The following is a 20,747-nucleotide window of genomic DNA, read 5'->3' on the forward strand; positions in this document are numbered from 1 at the left end:
AAGGACCGACATGGCAACACATTTCGAGCAGGTTCCCGGCCTGAGTGAGCAGATCGACCCGGCCACCCGTGGTTACGTCTTCAACCAGACCATGCTGCGCATCAAGGACCCCGAGCGCAGCCTGGATTTCTACACCCGCGTGCTGGGCATGCGTCTGGTACGCAAGCTCGACTTCCCGGAGATGCAGTTCAGCCTTTATTTCCTTGCCTATCTGGATGACGATCAGGCCAGCGAAGTGCCCGGTGATGATCTGAAGCGCACCACCTACACCTTCGGGCGTGAGGCGATGCTGGAGCTGACCCATAACTGGGGCACCGAGAACGACCCGGACTTCGCCTATCATGACGGCAATGCCCAACCGCAGGGCTTCGGCCATATCGGGGTCAGCGTGCCGGATGTCTACGCGGCTGCCGAGCGTTTCGAGTCGCTGGGCGTCGAGTTCGTCAAGCGCCCCGACGATGGCAAGATGAAGGGTCTGGCCTTCGTGAAGGACCCTGATGGCTACTGGATCGAGATCCTGCGCGCCGATACCTTCGAGCGTCAGGCCAACGGCGAAGCCTGAAGCAGGCCGCTGCCGTAAGAGAACCGCCACCATCGGCATGCCCGGGGTGGCGGTTTTCGTTTATACGTAACCATACGTTGCAGGGGTGTCAGCGGCATCCGCTTGCTGCAATGATGATGTCTGACTGACACTCGCAAGGCGTTCATCATTGATGGCCTTCGAGATCGATCGCCCATGACGAAAGAGGAGACAGCTATGTCGGAGAATGCACAGCGGTTGAGCGGCAAGGTGGCAGTAGTCAGTGGGGCTTCACGCGGGATCGGTGCCGGGATCGCGCAGCGTCTGGCGGAGGACGGCGCTCTCGTCATCGTCAACTATCGCAGCGACAGTGATGGCGCCTTGCAGGTCGTGAAGGATATCGAGTCACGGGGTGGCAAGGCGACCGCCGTAAAGGCCGATGTCGGTGTCAGCAGTGACGCGGCACAATTGTTCACGCAAGCCCTGCACCTGTATGGCGGAGTGGATATCCTAGTCAACAATGCCGGCATGAGCATCTACAAGCCCATCGCCGAATTCACGGATGACGACTTCGCCAAACTGATGCAGGCCAATCTGACCGGTTCCTTCAATCTGATGCGTGAGGCGGCGCAGCACCTGCGTGATGGCGGACGCGTGATCAACATGTCCACCTCGGTGACGCGGCAGATGTTCGCGACCTACGGGCCCTATGCGGCTTCCAAGGCCGCGGTGGACCAGCTGACGCGGGTGCTGGCCAAGGAAGTCGGTGAGCGAGGCATTACGGTCAATGCCGTGGCACCGGGCCCGACCGATACTGGCCTGTTTCGTCATGGCAAGAGTGAAGAGACCATCGAGCGCCTCAAGGGCATGGCGGCGCTGGGGCGCATTGCGGACCCGCAGGATGTTGCAGCCGTCGTGGCCTGGCTTGCCAGCGAAGATGCCGGCTGGGTGAGTGGCCAGGTCATCGGTGCCAATGGCGGCTTTGCCTGAGGTCACCTGGGAGGGTTTTGCCTAACACCGTCCATGTTTGCGGCTATGCTGTTGTCAGGATGAGGTTTGTTCAGACATTGGCATGAGGGGCTGGTATGAAGGTGACAGCTAGCGAAGTCCACGGCGATATCTCGCCGCAGGGCGTGATCCCGGCTCCCGATGGGTTGCGTGTGGGTTACCCCGGGCACCTTGGGGGGTACTCGCGCGAGTGTGCGCTCAAGCTCTATGCCAACGACGCCCAGCTCAAGGCCTACGCAGGCATCGACGAGGTCATCAGGGCGCTGGCGGAAGGTGAGGTCGATACTGCCGTGGTGCCCTGGTCACGTGGGCATCAGCGTCCGGTACGCGCCACGCATCAGGCCCTGGCCTTCTGGACGGGTATCTGCGTCGAGCGGCGTGTCTTCCGTGCCATCAGCCTCAGTCTGCTCGGGCCGCCCGGGGCTTCGCCGTCGGCGGTGAGGCGTATCGTGGCGCGGGAGGCTCTGTTCGAAGAGTGCGATGCCTGGCTGCAGCAGAACCTGCCGGAGGTCGAGCGGGTGGAGTGTCTGCACATGGCGGATGCACTGGACATGGCAGAGAGTCGCAGCGATACGCTGGCCATCGCGCCGCCATCACTGGCACGCCGCCCGGGCCTTGTGTGCCTCGCGCAGCGCATCGAGGATGATCCCGGTCGTGTAGCGCAATTCGCGGTATTGAGGCGTGATCACGCGCGGGTGCGCGGCCAGTGCTTTTCCTGTGATACCACGGTAGATGAAGGGCAGGGCAACGTCGTGCTGTCCGGGGCCAGCGAGCCCACCGGGTGAAGGTCGCCGCTCGGCCCTGAGTTCCGTTATGCTGAAGGCCATTCGTCATCAGAGGCCTTTTGCATGGTGTCTTCCGACCAGCGCTTCTCCGCATCCTCCGCACCCTTTACATCAGAGACGCAGGACGCCGCGACTTCACCCGATGTCGCGGCGTTTTGCGTGGTGCAACGCATTCCTGCCACTCCCGCCGAATGGGTTCCCCCCGGCGAGCTTGACGCCCGCCTGCCGGTGCGGCCTGACGTGGTGCCGGTGTCGCTACCGACGGCCGGACTGATCATCGTCGATGAGATCAACGGCTTCTGTCAGGTCGCAGGCGGTGCGTTGGCGCCTCAGGCGCCCAATGCCCAGGTCAGCAGGATGATCGCCCTCAGCGATACGCTGGCGCGGACCTTCAGTGAGCGTAGACGCCCGCTGCTGGTCTTCATTGATTCCCATGCGCCGGGCAAGTCGGAGCCGCCCTATCCCGCCCATTGTGAGCAGGGCAGCGGCGAGGATGAGCTGGTGGCGGAACTTGCCTGGCTGGAAGAGGATCCGCAGGCCACGCTGGTACGCAAGGACTGCATCAATGGCTATGTCGGCGCGATTGATCTCGATACCCAGGTCAATGCGCTACAGGAGTGGGTGAGCGACGAAGGGCTGGAAACCCTGGTCGTGGTAGGCATCTGCACCGATATCTGCGTGATGGACCTGGTACTGACGTTGCTGTCGGCGCGCAATCACGGCCTGTTGGGCAAGGTGCGCGACATCGTGGTGCTGGAGCCTGGCTGTGCCACCTACGACCTGCCAGCCGAGGTGGTCGCGCAGCTGGGGCTTCCCGATACGGCGACGCATCCCCAGGCAGACAGTCATCACATCGGACTTTACTGCATGGCGGCGCGTGGTGCGGTGATCGCCAGTCAGCTTGAGCTGACCTCTTGAGCTGATCTCTTGAGTTGACCTATTGAGTAGATGTCCTGATCTGCTGTCATGGACTGAGCTGCGTCTCTCGAATAGCGTCGCCGGATAGCGGGGGAGGCGAATAGAGGGATAGGCGCAAAGTGAGTTATTGAAGTGCGAGGCGAGGGATGGCAGGAAGGCAGGCAGAAGTTTCGCCAGATGCCGCGCAGCCGATACCGCCTGTCTGCGCAAAAGGTAGTTTGATTACAACATCTGGCCATGAAAACGCCGCCTCTCTTGCGAGCAGGCGGCGTTTTCATGGGGGCGTCATCCAGCGTCATTCAGGCGCGGGTGCTGACCCAGTCGTTGGCGTCCGGCACGGCCACTTCGACTTCCTCGGAGATCAACTTCGAGTGGAAGAGGAAGTCTGCGCTGGCCGCGTTGCTGGCGACCGGCACGTTCCATAATGCCGCCAGGCGCAGCAGCGCCTTGACGTCAGGGTCGTGCGGCATCGGCGCGAACGGGTCCCACAGGAAGACCAGCAGGTCCAGATTACCTTCGGCGATGCGCGCGCCGATCTGCTGATCACCGCCCAGCGGGCCACTCAGCAGGCCCTCGACCTCGAGGCCCAGCTCCTTGCTGATACGGCGGGCAGTCGTGCCCGTGCCCAGCAGCTGGTGGCGGGACAGCTCATCGCGCCAGCGATTGGCCCACGCCAGCATTTCATCCTTCTTGCCATCGTGCGCCACCAGCGCAATGCGCTTGCGTGCTGGCAAGGTGCGCCGTGCCTGGCGCTTGGGTCGTTGTTCGCTCATTCCCTGACCTCCTGAGGATGGGGCAATGTCGCTGACCCTCCGCCCCGAAAGGCCCGGGGCGGAGGATCAGCGAGGCCGATCAGTCGATGGTGCTGCCGACAGTCACGATCTTCATGGTGTTGGTGCCGCCATGTGCGTTCATCTGGTCACCACGAGTCAGGATCACCAGGTCACCGCGAGTCGCGATGCCGCGGGCTTCCAGCTCCGCGATGGCGCGACGATTGATTTCCGCCGCCGGCAATTCGCTGGAATCGAAGGGCAGTGACACCACACCGCGGTAGAGCGCCATGCGACGCTGGGTCTTCTGGTCCTGCGCCAGGCCGACGATGGGCAGACCGGAGCGGATGCGCGAGGCGATCAGCGGGGTATAGCCGGATTCCGTCATGCAGACGATGGCCACGACACCGGTCAGGTGGTTGGCGGCATACATCGCGGACAGCGCGATGGTCTCGTCGGTCTTGCTGAAGCCTTCGTGGATGCGGTGCTGGGATTCCTGCGCGGCACGTTCACGTTCGGCGCCCAGGCAGACGCGATCCATGGTCTCGATGGTCTCGACCGGGAAGTCGCCGGCGGCGGTCTCGGCCGACAGCATCACGGCGTCGGTGCCGTCGAGCACGGCATTGGCGACGTCGAAGACTTCGGCGCGGGTTGGCAGCGGCGCGCTGATCATGGATTCCATCATCTGGGTGGCCGTGATGACCACGCGGTTGAGGCTGCGCGCGCGGCGGATCATGCGCTTCTGCACGCCGATCAGCTGGGCATCGCCAATCTCGACGCCCAGGTCACCACGCGCCACCATCACGCCTTCACTGGCGAGAATGATGCCGTCCAGCACGGCGTCGTCGGCCACGGCTTCGGCTCGCTCGACCTTGGCGATCAGGCCGATGTCACGACCTTCCTCGCCCAGCAGCTCACGTGCCAGCTGCATGTCGGCGCCGCTGCGCGGGAAGGACACGGCCAGATAGTCGACACCGATATCGATGGCGGTCTTCAGGTCTGCCTTGTCCTTGTCGGTCAGGGCTTCGGCAGACAGACCGCCGCCCTGCTTGTTGATGCCCTTGTTGTTGGACAGCTTGCCGCCGACCTTGACAGTGGTGTGGATCTCGTTGCCCTTGAGCTCATTGACTTCAAGCACCACGCGGCCATCGTCGAGCAGCAGCACGTCGCCCGCGACCACGTCATCGGCCAGTTCCTGGTAGTCACAGCCGACGCGCTCGACGGTGCCTTCATCACGGCCCAGGCCGATATCGAGGATGAACGGCTGGCCTTCGCTCAGCTTGACGGCGGTATCCTTGAAGCGCGCGATGCGGATCTTCGGGCCCTGCAGGTCACCCAGCACCGCGACGCTGCGGCCCTGGGCGGCAGCGGCCTGTCGTACGGCCTCGGCGCGCATGCGGTGATCTTCGGGGCTACCGTGGGAGAAGTTGAGGCGTACCACATCGACTCCGGCACGAATCATCGCGTCGAGCACACCCGGCTTGTCACTGGCAGGGCCGAGAGTGGCGACAATCTTGGTGCGGCGGATCGGGCCGTTGAACGCGTGCGGCATGAAAGCATACTCCTTGAACACTGGCGTGATGGACTGGCTGAAAACGCAAACCAGGTTGTTGTCATTTTACTACATTGAAGGCTGAAAGGGAGCCTGTCGAGTATCGTCGGCTGTCGTTGTCCATTCTCGTGATCACGATCGGGACTGCAAGGGGGGACGTGAAGTCTGCCGCGCGATTGTTGCGAATACGTTGTCGCGGGTACGCGGACGTGGACTCTCGCTTGAGGGTTTGCCGCGCTACGCCATGCGGGGGCGGCCGGCCATTTCGACGCCTGACAGCCAGGCGTCGCATGCCCTCTGTGTCGGCGTCGGGGTGATCGCCCCATCACGCCAATGTTCGCTGGCTGGCTTTCACAGGCAGCCATTTCACTGCTACCTATATAGTGGCAATAGCCTGCTGAGCGACATTTCCGCTCATCGAGCCGGCGCAGACCGTGTACCGGCCCCGTTGACCGCTGCCATGCGCTGATGACCTATGCTCAAGTCCGGCTCGGAGGCCGGATTGCCACGACCCCATGCATGACGGCTGTCGATGTCATCTGACGCAAGCCGCACGCTGGCATGGCATGTCTCGGGGCTGTCGCAGAGGCGTCATCTTGAGCCGCCTTGACGAGGTGCCAGTCTCAACATTGCTGGTCAGCGCTGAAATGCTGGGGTAGGGTAGGCGCATTTTTCGGCTGGGACAAAACCCAGCGCGACGAGTCATTCGCCGGCGCAATCAGTGCCGGCCAGGAGATGCGAGCAACCATGGGCAAGTCACTGGTGATCGTCGAGTCGCCCGCCAAGGCCAAGACCATCAACAAGTATCTCGGCAACGACTTCGTGGTGAAGTCGAGTGTCGGGCACATCCGCGACCTGCCGACCAGCGGTAGCGGCAAGCAGGCCACCGACCCCAAGGAACGTGCCCGTCAGGCGGCGGAGACCCGCAAGATGTCGCCCGAGGTCAAGGCGGCTCACAAGGCGCAGAAGGCCAAGACCCAGTTGATTCGCCGCATGGGGGTCGACCCGGAGAATGGCTGGGAGGCGCATTACGAGATCCTGCCCGGCAAGGAAAAGGTCGTTTCCGAGCTGACGCGCCTGGCCGAGAAAGCCGACACCATCTATCTCGCGACGGATCTGGACCGCGAAGGTGAGGCGATTGCCTGGCACCTGCGCGAGACCATCGGTGGCGACGATTCGCGTTACAAGCGTGTGGTCTTCAACGAGATCACCAAGAAGGCGATCACGGCGGCCTTCGATGAGCCGGGCGAGCTGAAGATGGATCGCGTGCATGCCCAGCAGGCACGCCGCTATCTGGATCGCGTCGTCGGCTTCATGGTCTCGCCGCTGCTGTGGGCCAAGGTCGCTCGTGGCCTGTCCGCCGGTCGTGTGCAGTCGGTTGCCGTGCGTCTGATCGTCGAGCGTGAGCGCGAGATCCGCGCCTTCATCCCCGAAGAGTTCTGGGATGTCCACGCTGAGCTGGCCGCCGCCAGTGGTGAAGCGATCCGTTTCGAGCTGGCGCGTCAGGATGGCAAGGCCTTCCGTCCGACCAGCGAGAAAGAGACGATGGATCGCATCGCGGCGCTGCGCACGGCCAAGCTCGCGATCACCAATCGTGAAGACAAGCCGACGCGCTCCAAGCCGAACGCGCCGTTCATCACCTCGACCCTGCAGCAGGCGGCCAGTGGTCGTCTCGGCTTCTCGGTCAAGAAGACCATGATGATGGCCCAGCGTCTCTACGAGGCGGGTTACATCACCTACATGCGTACCGACTCGACCAATCTGTCGGCGGACGCGGTCGCCACGGCGCGTGACTTCATCAGCGAAGAATACGGCAGCAACTACCTGCCGGAAGCGGCCAACGTCTACTCCAGCAAGGAGGGCGCCCAGGAAGCGCACGAAGCGATTCGTCCTTCCGAAGTGTCGCGCCGCGCCACCGATCTCGCCGGTATGGAGCGTGACGCCGAGCGTCTGTATGAGCTGATCTGGCGTCAGTTCGTGGCCTGTCAGATGCTGCCGGCTGAATACCTGTCCTCCACGCTGACCATCGAAGTGGATGGCTACGAGCTGCGTGCCAAGGGCCGTGTGCTCAAGTTCGACGGCTACACGCGTGTCATGAAGCCGATGGGCAAGAAGGAAGAGGACCAGTCGCTGCCGGATCTTGCCATCGGCGAGAAGCTGGACCTTGTCGAGCTGCAGCCGCTTCAGCACTTCACCAAGCCCACGGCGCGATACACCGAGGCCAGCCTGGTCAAGGAGCTGGAGAAGCGCGGTATCGGTCGTCCGTCCACCTATGCCGCCATCATCTCCACCATCCAGGACCGTGGCTACGTGGCGCTGGAAAACCGTCGCTTCTATGCCGAGAAGCTGGGCGACATCGTCACCGATCGCCTCAGCGAGTCCTTCAAGGACCTGATGGACTTCGGCTTCACGGCGCGCATGGAAGACTATCTCGATGAAGTGGCCAACGGCGGGCGCAACTGGCGCGAGCTGCTGGACACCTTCTACGCCGAGTTCAAGGCCGAGCTGGATCATGCCCAGTCCGAAGAGGGCATGCGTCCGAATCAGCCGGTGCCGACCGATATCGCCTGCCCGACCTGTGGGCGTGAGATGCAGATCCGTACCGCCTCCACCGGGGTCTTCCTGGGTTGTTCCGGCTACAACCTGCCGCCCAAGGAGCGCTGCAAGACCACCATCGATCTGCTGCCGGGTGATGAGGCCGTGGCGGCCGATGCCGGTGAAGATGCCGAGACGGATGCGCTGCGAGCCAAGCGCCGCTGCCCGATCTGCGCCACCGCGATGGACAGCTACCTGATCGATGAGCAGCGCAAGCTGCACGTCTGCGGCAATAGCCCGGACTGTGTCGGTCACGAGGTCGAGGAAGGGCAGTTCCGCATCAAGGGTTACGATGGCCCGGTGATCGAGTGCGACAAGTGCGGCTCCGACATGCAGCTCAAGACCGGGCGTTTCGGCAAGTACTTCGGCTGCACCAACGAGAATTGCAAGAACACCCGCAAGCTGCTCAAGTCCGGTGAGGTAGCGCCGCCGAAGATGGACCCGATTCCGATGCCGGAACTTGCCTGCGTCAAGGTCGAGGACCACTACGTACTGCGCGATGGCGCCAGTGGCCTGTTCCTGGCGGCCAGTCAGTTCCCGAAGAATCGCGAGACGCGTCCGCCGCTGGTCAAGGAGCTCAAGGCGCATGCCGACGAGCTACCGGAGAAGTATCACTTCATTCTTGATGCCCCGGATCAGGACCCGGACGGACGTCCGGCGCAGATTCGCTTCTCGCGCAAGGTCAAGGCTCAATACGTCATGACCGATGAGGAAGGCAAGGCGACCGGTTGGAAGGCGACCTATGACAACGGCCGCTGGGTCGTCGAGGACAAGCGCAAGGGAGCCAAGAGCTGATGAGCCAGCGTGCCCGTACCAATCAGCTGCTGTATCAGGCCGAGTTGCTGCTGGCCCAGTCAGCAGCCTCTGGCGACGATGAGCATGCCGTGGCACGACGCATGGCCGGTGAGGAGGGCGCGCTCGCCCTACTGGAGCTTGCGCTGGCGTCATTGCTGGAAGAGTGTGCCGTGACGGCGCGCTGGCCGCAGGGTGGCTGGCGTGAGCGCCTGACCACCCCGCCGACGCCCATTGCCGAGGTCGAACAGCTGCGCAGCCTGCTGGAGCGTCCCGACAGCTGGTTGTCTGAGCTGGTCGCGGATGTGACCCGCCTGCATGAAGAGGGCGGTGCCGCTCGCCGCGAGGAATCGCGCTCGCGTGGTGATGGCCTGATCATCGCGGCAGCCTCGAACGCCTCGCTGGCCGAGCGTCTCAGTGCCGCCATCACGGCATTCAAGGCGCTGCTGCCGCAGCTGCGCGAGTCGAGTGTCGAGTGGTAGGTTCAGGCGTTGATCTGGTGCTGCACGCTGGTGATGACTGGCGTATGGCTATCGGGTGACGTTTCGCCTTCACGGGTGCTAGACTGATCGCATTGTGGCAAGCCCTGCATTCTCCGGTACGACCATGGCTCTGGCTGTGGTCGTACTTTTTTCTGCGTCGCTGATGGCAGCGCGGTGCCGGGCTTGCCAGCCGTCGCGCTGACGATTACAACGACGCCGGTATCTCGCGAGATGCCGTGCAGGAGGAATGACGTGTCCGATCCCGCCGTACTTGAAATTGTGCAAATGGAAGATGGTGAAGTGATTCTGCGCGCCGCGGAAAGCGAAGGTGAGCCGCTGCTCAGCATTCGCATTTCGGACGAGGCCGCTGATCTGCTGCGTGACAATCGTTTCGAGGTCGCGCGTGAGATGATCGACCACGCCATCACCCGGACTCGCCTCTGGGATGGCGAAGAAGACGAGGACGAGCAGTCAGAAGGCATCGTGCACTGATTCATCGCTCATGCTTCGCGCACAAAAAAACCCGCCTCGAGGCGGGTTTTTTTGTGCGATGCGTGCGGCTTTTCTGCTGGGCAAAGCGCTGCTGGTCAAGGCCTCAGTGCAGGCCACCATCGCGGATGACGCCCACCCCGAGACCCTCGATCTCCAGACTGTCCGTGCGCAGGTCGACCTTGATCGGCGAGAAGTCCTCGTTTTCGGCTTCCAGCCATACGTAGTGCCCGTCACGGCGGAAGCGCTTGACGGTGACTTCATCCCCCAGGCGGGCCACCACGATCTGGCCATCACGCACGCTGGTGGTGCGGTGTACGGCCAGCAGGTCGCCTTCCAGAATCCCCACATCCTTCATCGACACGCCGCGCACACGCAGCAGGTAGTCGGCAGCCGGCGAGAAGTAGTCACTCGGCAGCGGACAGTGGCGGTCGATATGCTCGCTGGCAAGAATCGGGCTGCCGGCGGCCACTTCCCCGATCACCGGCAGGCCATCGTTGGCGCTGTCGTCGACGTCAGCCAGCGACGGCACGCGAATGCCGCGTGAGGTGCCCGGCACCATCTCGATGGCGCCCTTGCGCTTGAGGGCGCGCAGATGCTCTTCGGCGGCATTCGGCGAGCGAAAGCCCAGCGCCTGGGCGATTTCGGCCCGCGTCGGCGGGTAGCCAGAGGACTTGATGGTCTTGATGATGAAGTCGAAGACATCCTGCTGGCGCGGAGTAAGCGGCTGGGTCATGGCATTGCCTTTGGCCTGGGCGGCATCTTGAGCTGACGGCACGGGGTGTGCATCCATACAACTGTCATTGTATCCAGTCATGGCGGTCATGCAAGGCATCGTGGCTTGCGTGGTGGCCTCAAAGGGCAGGTAGTCGTCGAGAGATCGCTGTCTGGTGACCTTGCTTGCCCGATGTCAAAGGCTCTGCTGATGAGGTCAGGCGGGCTGTCTGGGAGAGGCGGACATGGCGAGTCCTTGGATCGCCACGGTCAGCGTTCAGCGAATATCAGCCTTGGCTAAACCTCTGGCGTTTGAAACGCGAGAGAATTGTCAGTCATGGCATGGCGCGCTAGAATCAAAGTGTTTCAAACGAATGTTCGTCGATGGCGGTGTCCGGTCGAGCCATGATCAAACATGCCGTGCTCGAGCGGGCCGTGCTCGAGCGGGCCGTGTTCGAACATGCCTTGATCGTACGCGGCCTTGCCGTGAACCAGCACCACCTCATGAGAGAGTCGCCGTGCGGGGCTTGTGCCGTGACCTACGACTCCAGTCCTTTTCTACCTGACAAGGGTTCCGCCCATGGCCCAGACCGATACCGTTACCCGCATCCTCGATACTGCCGAGGTGCTGTTCGCCGAGCGCGGCTTCGCCGAGACCTCATTGCGCAACATCACCAGCAAGGCCAAGGTCAATCTGGCGGCGGTGAACTACCACTTCGGCTCCAAGAAATCGCTGATCCAGGCGGTCTTCGCGCGCTATCTCGATCCGTTCAGTGAGCGTTTCCACGCGGCACTCGACAGCGTCGAGCAGCAATACGCCGGGCGTCAGGTGCCGCTGGAGGTCCTGCTGGAGGTGATGGCGCGCACCGTGCTGGAGGTGCCGGCCGAGCGCAACAGCCTGCGTACCTTCATGCGCCTGCTTGGGCTGGCCTATACCCAGGGGCAGGGCCACATGCGGCGCTATATCCGCGAGCATTACGGCACGGTCTTCAGCCGCTTCGCCGAGCTTCTGAAGCTGGCGACGCCTGATCTGCCGGACAACGAGCGCTTCTGGCGCCTGCACTTCATGCTCGGCAGCGTGATCTTCACCTTCTCGGGCCTGGATGCACTGCGCGATATCGAGGAGGCCGAATACGGCCATCACACCACGGTGCGTGAGCTGATTCAGCACATGCGGCCGGTGGTGGTCGCGGCGATGGCAGCGCCGTTGCCGGCCTCGCTCGGGGATGGTGAGGCGGTCACCCAGGCGGCCAGCTGATGGCCTGCTGGGTCGCGGTGGATCTCTCACGCCAGAGCCTCGAGATACGCAATGACGCGCCGAGTGGCAGTAGTGATGCGCCGCCCCCCGCGGCCGGCCCTGACGCGCTGGTGCACGCCTGCGCGATCTCCAGCGGCCTCAACGGTATCGGCGAGCTCGACGGCAGCGGTTGCACGCCAACCGGCTGGCATGTGATTCGTGCCGCCATCGGGGCGGGCAATCCGCGTGGCGCCGTCTATCGCGGACGGCGCTTCACGGGTGAGGTGTTCACGCCTGAGCTTGCCGCCGAGCATCCTGAGCGTGACTGGATACTGACGCGCATTCTGTGGCTCAGCGGCCGCGAGCCCGGCCTCAATCGCGGTCGCAATGCCCGCGGCGAGCGGGTCGATAGTCTGCGCCGTTACATCTATTTTCATGGCACGCCCAGCACGGAGCCCATGGGCGTCGCGGCATCCCACGGCTGCATTCGCTTGCGTGATGACGACCTGCTGCGACTCTTTGCCGAGGCTGTGCCCGGCACACCGGTGCTGCTGCATGTCTGAAGGCGTTGGTGTCCGAGTCTGATACCCTCCATGAGCCGTCACCGAAATCCGTGTGGCAGTCCCTTGCCGGGGTGCAGCTGGTCGCGACTGTTCGATAGGGGTTCAGTCGGCTAGAATTGCGCCTTTCCTCGCGCTGGCAGCCTGATTCATCACGTTTCTTCCAGGCTGCCAAGCCCCGTAAAAGACATGAAGTCCTGACGGTCGTGATTCCTCTCTTCACGGGACATCACTGCCGCAGGCCATGGACAGGAAGGATGACATGACACAGCCACTGGGCTCCGTAATGGTCGATGTTGCGGGGCTGACCCTCGCCCGCGACGAACGTGAACTGCTGGCACGCCCTGCCGTCGGGGGCGTCATCCTGTTTGCGCGCAACTGCGCTTCTCCCGAGCAGGTGCTGGAGCTGAGCCGCGAGATTCGCAGCGTGAATCCCCACCTGCTGATCGCCATCGATCAGGAGGGCGGGCGCGTCCAGCGTCTGCGCGAGGGCGTGACACGCCTGCCATCGATGCGCAGCCTGGCACAGTGCTGTCTCGGGCGTGACTGTGATGGTTGCGGCGAAGACGCCCAGGCCGCAGGCCTGGGTCTGGCACGCGATGCCGGCTGGCTGCTGGGCATGGAAATGGCAGCCATCGGCTGTGATATCACCTTTGCGCCGGTGCTGGATATCGATGTGGCGGGCTCGACCATCATTGGTGATCGCAGCTTCGGCGCCACGCCGGAAGACGTCATCGCGGTGGGCGGCGCCTTCATCGATGGGCTGCAGGAGGCGGGCATGTCCGCCGTCGGCAAGCATTACCCGGGGCATGGTGGCATTTCGGCCGATACCCATCTGGAGCGCGTGGTCGACCCGCGTCCGTTCCGCGAGCTGCGCGAACATGATCTCAAGCCCTTCGCGGCCCTCGCCGAGCGTCTGGGCGGCGTGATGCCGGCGCATGTGATCTATCCGGATTTCGATGCACGTCCCGCGGGCTTCTCGCCCAGCTGGTTGGGCCTGCTGCGCGAAGAGTTCGGCTTCAAGGGCGCCATCTTCTCCGATGATCTGGGCATGGCGGCGGCAGTCGCGGAAGGTGGCCCGGCAGAGCGTGCGCGCCTGGCGCTGGACGCCGGCTGTGACATGGCGCTGGTCTGCAATGACCCGGCCGCCGCGCGCGAAGTGCTCGACAGCCTCGATGACGATGAGCAGCGCCATCGAGGCAAGCGCCAGGCGCGGTTGCGCTATGCGCGGGCTCGCCCGACGCTGGATGGCCTGGTGGGGCTGGCACGCTGGCGGCGCACCCACGCGCGGCTCGAATCGATGGCGGCCAGCCAGGCATCACAGCAGGTTGCCATGCCCTCGGGCACGTTTGGCAGCGCCGAGGCGTCTGACACGTCGTCGGCCTCTGAGTCCGGTAGCGCGCAATAATCAGGCACGCGGTGTCTTTTTCGAGTCGACGACTGGCAAGGAATCCCCATGGCTGAGCAATCCGCCACCGAGGCTGCTGCCGACAAGCTGGCAGCGCCTGCCGAAGAGATGATCAATCAATGGGTCGAGCCGCTGCGCCAATGGGTCGAGCAGACCTTTGGTCTGCCGCTATGGGGCATCAATCTGGCTCTGCTGCTGCTGGCGGTGCTGTTGCTGCACCTCATCGAACGAGTGGTGCTCACTCGCCTGGCGGCGCATGCCGAGAAGAGCCGCAACCTGTGGGATGACGCCCTGGTGCATGGCCTGCGCCATCCCTTGTCATTCTGGCTCTACAGCATGGGGGTGTTGCTGGCGCTCGGCATCATCGCCGGCCAGTTCAGCCTCGGCGGGGCCGAGAAGTACCTGGGCACGGCGCGCCAGATCGTGACCCTGCTGGCGCTGGCCTGGGCGTTGATTCGCATGGTCAAGCGCTTCGAGGCGCTGCGCACCATGCCGCCGCCCGGCACCAACGTCAACGCGATGGATGCCACCACGGCCTCGGCGATCAGCAAGTTGCTGCGTGCGGTCGTGGTCGTGCTGGTGGGGCTGGCCATCCTGCAGAATCTCGGCGTCTCGCTGTCCGGGGTGCTGGCCTTCGGGGGTGTCGGCGGTATCGCGGTCGGCTTTGCGGCGCGGGATCTGCTGGCCAACTTCTTCGGTGCCCTGATGATCCATCTCGACCGGCCCTTCAAGGTCGGCGACTGGATCCGCTCACCGGACCGCGAGATCGAAGGCACCGTCGAGGATATCGGTTGGCGCCTGACGCGTATCCGTACCTTTGACATGCGCCCCCTCTACGTGCCGAACGCCATCTTTACCAGCATCTCGGTGGAGAATCCGTCGCGCATGTACAATCGCCGCATCTTCGAGACCGTGGGGCTGCGCTATGAGGATGCCGCCCAGGTCGGCCCCATCGTTGCCGCGGTACGCGAGATGCTGGAAGGCCATGACGAGATCGACCAGACGCGCACCCAGATCGTGAACTTCACCACCTACGGTGAGCATTCGCTGAACTTCTTCGTCTATGTCTTCACGCGCACCACCGACTGGGTGAAGTACCACGCGATCAAGCAGGATGTCCTGCTCAAGGTGCACGACATCATCCGTGAGCATGATGCCCAGGTGGCGCTGCCTGGCCAGCGTCTGCACTTTGCCGATGTGCTGTCCTTTGAAGGACGCCACCATGAACACGACGCCGAGGCGGAGAACGCCGCGGCGTCATCAGACACGCAGACGCGCGGGTCCCGCCGCCGTTCTGATTCAACCGCCGCTGCTACATCCTCTTCTGCGCCTGTCCGGCGTGGAGATGAGGCCAGTGACACCCAGGAAACTCCCGATGCTGACTCCGACGCCTGAGACTCTCACCGCCCTGCATGACGAAATGCGTGAGGTGATGGACAACGCCGACTGCCTGATCCCGCAAGCTGACCTTGAAGTGGCACTCGACCGCATGGCCGTTGAGCTGACGGAACACCTCGGCGATCGCATGCCGATCTTCTATTGCGTGATGAACGGCGGCCTGATCACCGCCGGCCAGCTGCTGACCCGTCTCGACTTCCCGCTGGAAGTCGATTATCTGCACGCCACTCGCTACCGTGGCGCGATGCGCGGCGGCGAGCTGTTCTGGCGTGTCAACCCGGAACTGCCGATGGCCGGCCGCGACGTGGTGATCGTCGATGACATCCTCGATGAAGGAGGCACTCTGGCCGCGATCCTCGAGTATTGCCGTGAAGCCGGCGCGCGCAGCGTGTCCAGCTGCGTGCTGGTCGACAAGAAGCATGACCGCAAGGCCTTCCCGGGCTTCAAGGCCGATTTCTGTGGGTTGGATGTCGAAGACCGCTTCCTGTTCGGTTTCGGCATGGACTACAAGGGTTACTGGCGTAACGCGCCGGGCATCTACGCGCCCAAGGGTCTGTAACCCAAGTGTCTGTGACATGAGTCGCCGGATGTGAGTCGCCATCGCCGACTGACATCGCCATCGCGTGCGATAGCCATCGTCAACGCTGGCATTCGTTCACCACCCGCCCGGGCAACCGCGGCGGGTGGTGTCGTTTTCGGGGCCTTTTCTGTTCTCTTGACGCAAGACATGACGATTGTGCTTGTCGTTGTCGGTTGGCTCGGAGTAGCGTTCGCTGAGGGGGCGGAGGGTCCGGTCCCGAGAGATTCCTGCACATGGGTGGCAAGGAGGCGGGCGATGCTGGCGGTGATCGGTGGGACGGGGTTCGGCAGTTGGGTGGGGATGGAAGTGCTCAAGCGCGGCGGTCAGGAAACGCCCCTGGGGGCGGCCTCCTGTGGCGTCGTGGAAGGCCGTCTGAATGGGCAGCCGCTGCTGTTCCTGGCTCGTCATGGTCAGCCGCACAAGGTGCCACCGCATCGCATCAACTATCGCGCCAATCTATGGGCGCTCAAACAAGCGGGCGCGACCCATGTGGTGGGAGTCAACTGCGTGTCCGGTATCGACCCGACGCTGACCCCGGGCACACTGGTGGTGCCGGACCAGCTGATCGATTACACCACCGGTCGCGAGGGCTCATTCTTCGATGGGCGTTTCAAGCCGTTTCAGCATGTGTCGTTCGCCTGGCCGTATCATCGGGTCTGGCGCGAGGAACTGCATGCGGCGGCGGCCGAGGCGGGGCTGCCCATCACGGCCGGCGGGGTGCTGGGCGTGGTGCAGGGGCCGCGCCTGGAAACGGCCGCCGAGATCCGCCTGATGGCGCGTGATGGCAATACGCTGGTCGGCATGACAGGCATGCCCGAGGCCGTGCTGGCCCGTGAGCTAGAGATGGAATATGCCAGCCTGTGTCTGGTGATCAGCCATGCCGCAGGCGTCGGCGAAGAGGAGCCGACACGCGCGGGCACGGAATCCGTTATCGAGGCTGGCATGCCCAGGGTGCAGCGCTTGCTGGCAGCGCTTCTGGCACGCCATGCCTGAGGCGCTTGTCCCCTGGGAGGTGAGGCGGTCTGACTACCAGAAAAAACGGCCTGCATCCGCGATGCAGGCCGTTTTCATGTTCTGCGCATTTTCACGTGCACAGTGGTAAGTGGGGCGTCAGGCGGCCTTGGTCTTGGCGTTGAGCAGGTCCAGCAAGGTCTCACAGAAACTGAAGCGTTTCTCGGCGTCATCCATGTCGGTAGCGAAGCGCAGGGTGTCGGCGCCTTCCAGCTTGTAGACATCCGACTGGCGCTGGATCAGGTTGACCAGCGTCAGCGGATCGACCGGCGTCTGGGCGCCGAAGATGATGCGACCCCGCCCGGCGCCGGCCTCCAGCTTGATGATACCCAGGGCCTGGGCGCGCTGGCGCAGCTGGGTCTGGCGGAACAGGGTCTTGACCGGTTCCGGCAGCAGGCCGAAACGGTCGATCATCTCGACCTGCAGTTCGCGCAGGTCGCTTGCGTTCTCGGCGTTGCTGATGCGCTTGTACATCATCAGGCGCTGCTGGACGTCGTGCAGATAATCGGCCGGAATCAGTGCCGGCAGATTGAGGCTGACCTCGACGCCTTCATCCAGCGGCGACTCGATATTGGGCGTCTTGCCTGCCTTGATGGCCTTCACGGCGCGATCGAGCATCTCCATGTACAGCGAGTAACCGATGGTTTCCATCTGGCCGGACTGCTCGTCACCCAGCAGCTCACCCGCGCCGCGGATCTCCATGTCATGGGAGGCCAGCGTGAAGCCGGCACCGAGGTCCTGGGATTCGCTGATCGCCTCCAGGCGCTTGACCGCATCGCGGGTCATCGCCTTGGGGTGCGGGGTCAGCAGGTAGGCGTAGGCCTGGTGGTGCGAGCGCCCGACGCGGCCACGCAGCTGATGCAGCTGGGCCAGGCCGAACTTGTCGGCGCGCTCGATGATGATGGTGTTGGCGCTAGGGATGTCGATGCCGGTCTCGATGATGGTCGAGCACACCAGCACGTTGAAGCGCTTGTGATAGAAGTCCGACATGCGCCGCTCCAGGCTGCGCTCCGGCAGCTGGCCGTGGGCGACGCCGACATTGGCCTCCGGCACCAGCTCCGCGATGCGCGCGGCGCTCTCCTCGATGGTCTTGACCTCATTGTGCAGCACGTAGACCTGCCCGCCGCGTAGCAGCTCGCGCAGGATGGCTTCCTTGACCACGCCGTCGTTGCGCTGCTGCACGAAAGTCTTCACCGACAGGCGACGCGCCGGCGGCGTGGCGATGATGGACAGGTCGCGGATGCCGCTCATCGCCATGTTCAGCGTGCGCGGAATCGGCGTGGCGGTCAGGGTCAGGATGTCGACCTCGGCGCGCAGACTCTTGAGGCGCTCCTTCTGGGAGACGCCGAAGCGGTGCTCCTCATCGATGATCAGAAGCCCCATGTTGGGCAGCTCCAGCGACTTGGAGAGCAGCTTGTGGGTGCCGATCACAATATCGGCCTGGCCGTTCCTGATGCGCTCGAGCGAAGCTTCCTGGCCCTTGCCGCTGGTGAAGCGCGACAGCAGGGCGATCTCCACCGCGGTGTCGGCGAAGCGGTCGCGGAAGTTGTCGTAGTGCTGCTGGGCGAGCAGGGTGGTGGGCACCAGCACCACCACCTGTCGGCCGGCATTGACGGCGAGGAAGGCGGCGCGCATCGCGACTTCCGTCTTGCCGAAGCCGACATCGCCACATACCACGCGATCCATCGGCTGGGGGGCGCACATGTCCTGGATCACCGCGCCGATGGTCTGCGCCTGGTCCGGAGTTTCCTCGAAGGGGAAGCTGGCCGCGAAGCGTGCATAGTCCTCGGCGGGGAAGTCGCAGGCATGGCCGACACGCGCCTCGCGGCGTGCATAGACATCCAGCAGCTCGGCGGCGGTATCGCGGATCTTCTCGGCCGCCTTGCGCTTGGCCTTCTCCCACTGCTCGGAGCCCAGCTTGTGCAGCGGTGCCAGCTCGTCGCTGGCTCCGGAATAGCGTGAGATCAGGTGCAGGCTGTCCACCGGCACGTAGAGCTTGGCGCCATCGGCGTATTCGAGGGCGAGGAACTCGGCCTCCTGGCCACCGGCGTTGATGGTCTCCAGCCCCAGATAGCGGCCGACGCCGTGGGTGTGGTGCACCACCGGCGCGCCTTCACGCAGCTCCGAGAGGTGACGCACGGCCAGCTCGTTGTCATCGGTGGCGCGCGCCTGGCGGCGACTTTGACGTACCACTTCGCCGTAGAGCTCGGTCTCGGTGATGACCACCAGCCCCTTGTGACTGTCGGTGTCATCACTGGACAGCGCATCTTCTCCCTGCGCGCTGGCCACCCAGGTGCCATGCGTCAGGCCACCGACGGTCAGGCCAACGGCGGCTGGGCTATCCACGAAGTGCTCGAAGCTCGCGAAGTCATCCAGGCTGCGCAGCCCGAAGCCGCGCAGCAGCGGGGTGAGCTGCTCCTCGACGACTTCGCGGCGGCCCTGGGTCTCGGCGACGAACAGCACGCGTTGGGCATGTTCGCCGTTGAGGCGCTGCTTGAGAAAGCTGGCCAGCGCCTGGGTCGGGTCGGCGCTGCGCGCATCGATGGCCAGGCTCGGCAGTGTCTGGTGGCCGAATTCGATGGCGTGGGCATTGGGCTCGCGCACCAGCTCGATGCGCTCGTGCTGCTTGATCAGGCCCAGCAGCTCATTGACCGGCACGAAGGCGCGGTGCGGTGGCAGCAGCGGGCGGGTCGGGTCGACGCCCAGATTGGCGTAGCGTGTGGTGATGGCATCCCAGTGGCTCTCGGCCGCCTCGCGCACGCCGGGCAGCATGGCGATGCGCAGTTCGTCGCCCATGTGATCAAAGAGCGTCGCGGTCTCGTCGAAGAACAGTGGCAGATACTGCTCGAGCCCCGGCGAGGGAATGCCCTTGATGGCGTCGTTGTAGAGAATGCACTGGCGCGGGTCGACATCGAACAGCGTCTCGAAGCCCTCGCGGAAGCAGGCGATGGCGCCACGGGTCAGTGGATATTCATGTGCAGGCAGAATCTCGATCGCCTCGACCTTGTCGCCACTGCGCTGGGTGTCAGGGTCGAAGGCGCGCAGGGTGTCGATCTCGTCATCGAACAGATCGATGCGCAGCGGCTGCACGCTGCCCATGGGGAACAGGTCGATCAGCGCGCCGCGCAGGGCGTATTCGCCCGGTTCGTAGACCGTCTCCACCGCGCGGTAACCGGCCCGCGACAGGCGTGAGCGGAAATCCTCGCGATCGAGGATGTCACCCCTGGCGAGACTGAAGACCTGGCCTGCGATGTAATCCACCGGCGCGAGGCGCTGCATCAGGGTGTTGACCGGTACCGGCACGATGGCGCGGCGGCTGGTCTGCAGGGTACGCAGGGTGCGCAGACGCTCCGAGACGATGTCCTGGTGCGGTGAGAAGCTGTCGTAGGGCAGCGTTTCCCAGTCGGGGAAGGGCAGCAGGCGCTCGGGATGGCGCGTATAGAAGCGCAGGTCGGCTTCCAGGCGCTGGGCGCTGGCGGTGTCCGGCGTGATGACCATCAGCGGCGCTTCATCGGCATCGGCCAGGCGCGCCAGCGCCAGCGCCGCGGCGCTGGGGTCATTGAGCATCCAGAAGGTGGTTTCGCGGCGCGAGCGCGGCAACGGGGGCGTCAGCGGAGTCTCGAACATGGGCTCTGGTGTCTTGTGTCCTGGGCTTGGGCGCAACGCCTTGCGGCGTTCACGGCACGGGATGACGTCACGGGCAGGGCCCGAGTGAAATAAGGTGCTGGGTCAGTCGCTCATGGTGAGCGGCCCACGCATGCAGATGACGCTGAGCGACTCATGGGTGCAAGGCAGTCTCTCGGGTGCACGGCACATTGGTGAGGGCACGGCACACTCAGGAGAGCCACAAGGCAGGCGCTTCAACGCAAGCTATCGCAGCGCAATGGGCTGCAGCGTCGGTCGCCGCCATGAAAGGAGTCGCGCTTGA

17 protein-coding genes are annotated in these 20,747 nt (G+C 64.0%); 13 read left to right on the forward strand and 4 right to left on the reverse strand.

Features of this window, described 5'->3' with window-relative positions; genetic code table 11:
- The first annotated feature begins 10 nt into the window (after positions 1-10).
- From gloA to CDPAHKCJ_RS07390, 4 genes are all read left to right on the forward strand, one after another.
- Positions 11-562 carry a lactoylglutathione lyase gene (gene gloA / locus CDPAHKCJ_RS07375; RefSeq protein WP_166019255.1) on the forward strand — a complete coding sequence of 184 codons (552 nt, stop codon included), beginning with the start codon at positions 11-13 and terminating at the stop codon, positions 560-562.
- A 195-nt stretch (positions 563-757) separates the two neighbouring features.
- Positions 758-1,510 carry an SDR family oxidoreductase gene (locus CDPAHKCJ_RS07380; RefSeq protein ID WP_166019256.1) on the forward strand — a complete coding sequence of 251 codons (753 nt, stop codon included), beginning with the start codon at positions 758-760 and terminating at the stop codon, positions 1,508-1,510.
- A gap of 95 nt (positions 1,511-1,605) precedes the next feature.
- Complete coding sequence (locus CDPAHKCJ_RS07385) at positions 1,606-2,313, forward strand: prephenate dehydratase domain-containing protein (protein WP_166019257.1); 708 nt, start codon at positions 1,606-1,608, stop codon at positions 2,311-2,313.
- A 63-nt stretch (positions 2,314-2,376) separates the two neighbouring features.
- On the forward strand, positions 2,377-3,231 hold the full coding sequence (locus CDPAHKCJ_RS07390; protein WP_166019258.1) for an isochorismatase family protein: 855 nt from the start codon (positions 2,377-2,379) through the stop codon (positions 3,229-3,231).
- 299 nt (positions 3,232-3,530) lie between these two features.
- On the opposite strand, the gene CDPAHKCJ_RS07395 is transcribed toward CDPAHKCJ_RS07390, so the two are convergent.
- Both CDPAHKCJ_RS07395 and pyk read right to left on the reverse strand, forming a co-directional pair.
- Positions 3,531-4,004, reverse strand: coding sequence for a methylglyoxal synthase (locus CDPAHKCJ_RS07395; protein WP_054555025.1), 474 nt, complete (start codon positions 4,002-4,004; stop codon positions 3,531-3,533).
- A gap of 79 nt (positions 4,005-4,083) precedes the next feature.
- Positions 4,084-5,553 carry a pyruvate kinase gene (gene pyk / locus CDPAHKCJ_RS07400; RefSeq protein WP_043331933.1) on the reverse strand — a complete coding sequence of 490 codons (1,470 nt, stop codon included), beginning with the start codon at positions 5,551-5,553 and terminating at the stop codon, positions 4,084-4,086.
- A gap of 747 nt (positions 5,554-6,300) precedes the next feature.
- Here pyk and topA point away from each other — a divergent pair.
- From topA to CDPAHKCJ_RS07415, 3 genes are all read left to right on the forward strand, one after another.
- Positions 6,301-8,943 carry a type I DNA topoisomerase gene (gene topA / locus CDPAHKCJ_RS07405; protein ID WP_166019259.1) on the forward strand — a complete coding sequence of 881 codons (2,643 nt, stop codon included), beginning with the start codon at positions 6,301-6,303 and terminating at the stop codon, positions 8,941-8,943.
- A complete protein-coding gene (locus CDPAHKCJ_RS07410; RefSeq protein WP_166019260.1) occupies positions 8,943-9,422 on the forward strand; it encodes a DUF6586 family protein in 480 nt (159 codons plus the stop codon). Before topA ends, CDPAHKCJ_RS07410 begins: the two co-directional genes overlap by 1 nt.
- A 252-nt stretch (positions 9,423-9,674) precedes the next feature.
- Positions 9,675-9,914: a hypothetical protein gene (locus CDPAHKCJ_RS07415; RefSeq protein ID WP_052384340.1), complete on the forward strand. Its 240-nt coding sequence runs from the start codon at positions 9,675-9,677 to the stop codon at positions 9,912-9,914.
- Positions 9,915-10,017: 103 nt separating this feature from the next.
- Here the strand turns inward: CDPAHKCJ_RS07415 and lexA are convergent, their stop codons facing one another.
- Positions 10,018-10,647 carry a transcriptional repressor LexA gene (gene lexA / locus CDPAHKCJ_RS07420; protein WP_166019261.1) on the reverse strand — a complete coding sequence of 210 codons (630 nt, stop codon included), beginning with the start codon at positions 10,645-10,647 and terminating at the stop codon, positions 10,018-10,020.
- Between the two features lie 558 nt (positions 10,648-11,205).
- Between lexA and CDPAHKCJ_RS07425 the strand changes: the two genes are divergently transcribed.
- The 6 genes from CDPAHKCJ_RS07425 (at position 11,206) to CDPAHKCJ_RS07450 (ending at position 16,801) form a co-directional block, all read left to right on the forward strand.
- Positions 11,206-11,883, forward strand: coding sequence for a TetR/AcrR family transcriptional regulator (locus tag CDPAHKCJ_RS07425; protein WP_043331928.1), 678 nt, complete (start codon positions 11,206-11,208; stop codon positions 11,881-11,883).
- Positions 11,883-12,425, forward strand: a complete 543-nt coding sequence (locus tag CDPAHKCJ_RS07430; RefSeq protein ID WP_166019262.1) for a L,D-transpeptidase — start codon at positions 11,883-11,885, stop codon at positions 12,423-12,425. The genes CDPAHKCJ_RS07425 and CDPAHKCJ_RS07430 overlap by 1 nt, the downstream gene beginning before the upstream one ends.
- Before the next feature lie 259 nt (positions 12,426-12,684).
- A complete protein-coding gene (gene nagZ / locus CDPAHKCJ_RS07435; protein WP_166019263.1) occupies positions 12,685-13,830 on the forward strand; it encodes a beta-N-acetylhexosaminidase in 1,146 nt (381 codons plus the stop codon).
- Between the two features lie 48 nt (positions 13,831-13,878).
- Positions 13,879-15,225 carry a mechanosensitive ion channel family protein gene (locus CDPAHKCJ_RS07440; protein ID WP_240916697.1) on the forward strand — a complete coding sequence of 449 codons (1,347 nt, stop codon included), beginning with the start codon at positions 13,879-13,881 and terminating at the stop codon, positions 15,223-15,225.
- Complete coding sequence (locus CDPAHKCJ_RS07445) at positions 15,206-15,787, forward strand: hypoxanthine-guanine phosphoribosyltransferase (RefSeq protein ID WP_233593439.1); 582 nt, start codon at positions 15,206-15,208, stop codon at positions 15,785-15,787. Before CDPAHKCJ_RS07440 ends, CDPAHKCJ_RS07445 begins: the two co-directional genes overlap by 20 nt.
- A gap of 276 nt (positions 15,788-16,063) precedes the next feature.
- Positions 16,064-16,801, forward strand: a complete 738-nt coding sequence (locus tag CDPAHKCJ_RS07450; RefSeq protein WP_166019264.1) for an S-methyl-5'-thioinosine phosphorylase — start codon at positions 16,064-16,066, stop codon at positions 16,799-16,801.
- Positions 16,802-16,918: 117 nt separating this feature from the next.
- On the opposite strand, the gene mfd is transcribed toward CDPAHKCJ_RS07450, so the two are convergent.
- Entirely contained in the window at positions 16,919-20,446 is a 3,528-nt protein-coding gene (gene mfd, locus CDPAHKCJ_RS07455) for a transcription-repair coupling factor (protein WP_166019265.1), read from the reverse strand.
- Positions 20,447-20,747: the final 301 nt, after the last annotated feature.

Source organism: Cobetia sp. MB87 (assembly GCF_011319755.1).
Lineage (GTDB): Bacteria > Pseudomonadota > Gammaproteobacteria > Pseudomonadales > Halomonadaceae > Cobetia.

What these genes read in the sequence shown, in the direction of transcription:
- gloA (WP_166019255.1), top strand. Translation starts at nt 11, where the DNA reads ATGGCAACACATTTCGAGCAGGTTCCCGGCCTGAGTGAGCAGATCGAC.
- CDPAHKCJ_RS07380 (WP_166019256.1), top strand. Translation starts at nt 758, where the DNA reads ATGTCGGAGAATGCACAGCGGTTGAGCGGCAAGGTGGCAGTAGTCAGT.
- CDPAHKCJ_RS07385 (WP_166019257.1), top strand. Translation starts at nt 1,606, where the DNA reads ATGAAGGTGACAGCTAGCGAAGTCCACGGCGATATCTCGCCGCAGGGC.
- CDPAHKCJ_RS07390 (WP_166019258.1), top strand. Translation starts at nt 2,377, where the DNA reads ATGGTGTCTTCCGACCAGCGCTTCTCCGCATCCTCCGCACCCTTTACA.
- CDPAHKCJ_RS07395 (WP_054555025.1), bottom strand. Translation starts at nt 4,004, where the DNA reads ATGAGCGAACAACGACCCAAGCGCCAGGCACGGCGCACCTTGCCAGCA.
- pyk (WP_043331933.1), bottom strand. Translation starts at nt 5,553, where the DNA reads ATGCCGCACGCGTTCAACGGCCCGATCCGCCGCACCAAGATTGTCGCC.
- topA (WP_166019259.1), top strand. Translation starts at nt 6,301, where the DNA reads ATGGGCAAGTCACTGGTGATCGTCGAGTCGCCCGCCAAGGCCAAGACC.
- CDPAHKCJ_RS07410 (WP_166019260.1), top strand. Translation starts at nt 8,943, where the DNA reads ATGAGCCAGCGTGCCCGTACCAATCAGCTGCTGTATCAGGCCGAGTTG.
- lexA (WP_166019261.1), bottom strand. Translation starts at nt 10,647, where the DNA reads ATGACCCAGCCGCTTACTCCGCGCCAGCAGGATGTCTTCGACTTCATC.
- CDPAHKCJ_RS07425 (WP_043331928.1), top strand. Translation starts at nt 11,206, where the DNA reads ATGGCCCAGACCGATACCGTTACCCGCATCCTCGATACTGCCGAGGTG.
- CDPAHKCJ_RS07430 (WP_166019262.1), top strand. Translation starts at nt 11,883, where the DNA reads ATGGCCTGCTGGGTCGCGGTGGATCTCTCACGCCAGAGCCTCGAGATA.
- nagZ (WP_166019263.1), top strand. Translation starts at nt 12,685, where the DNA reads ATGACACAGCCACTGGGCTCCGTAATGGTCGATGTTGCGGGGCTGACC.
- CDPAHKCJ_RS07440 (WP_240916697.1), top strand. Translation starts at nt 13,879, where the DNA reads ATGGCTGAGCAATCCGCCACCGAGGCTGCTGCCGACAAGCTGGCAGCG.
- CDPAHKCJ_RS07445 (WP_233593439.1), top strand. Translation starts at nt 15,206, where the DNA reads ATGCTGACTCCGACGCCTGAGACTCTCACCGCCCTGCATGACGAAATG.
- CDPAHKCJ_RS07450 (WP_166019264.1), top strand. Translation starts at nt 16,064, where the DNA reads ATGCTGGCGGTGATCGGTGGGACGGGGTTCGGCAGTTGGGTGGGGATG.
- mfd (WP_166019265.1), bottom strand. Translation starts at nt 20,446, where the DNA reads ATGTTCGAGACTCCGCTGACGCCCCCGTTGCCGCGCTCGCGCCGCGAA.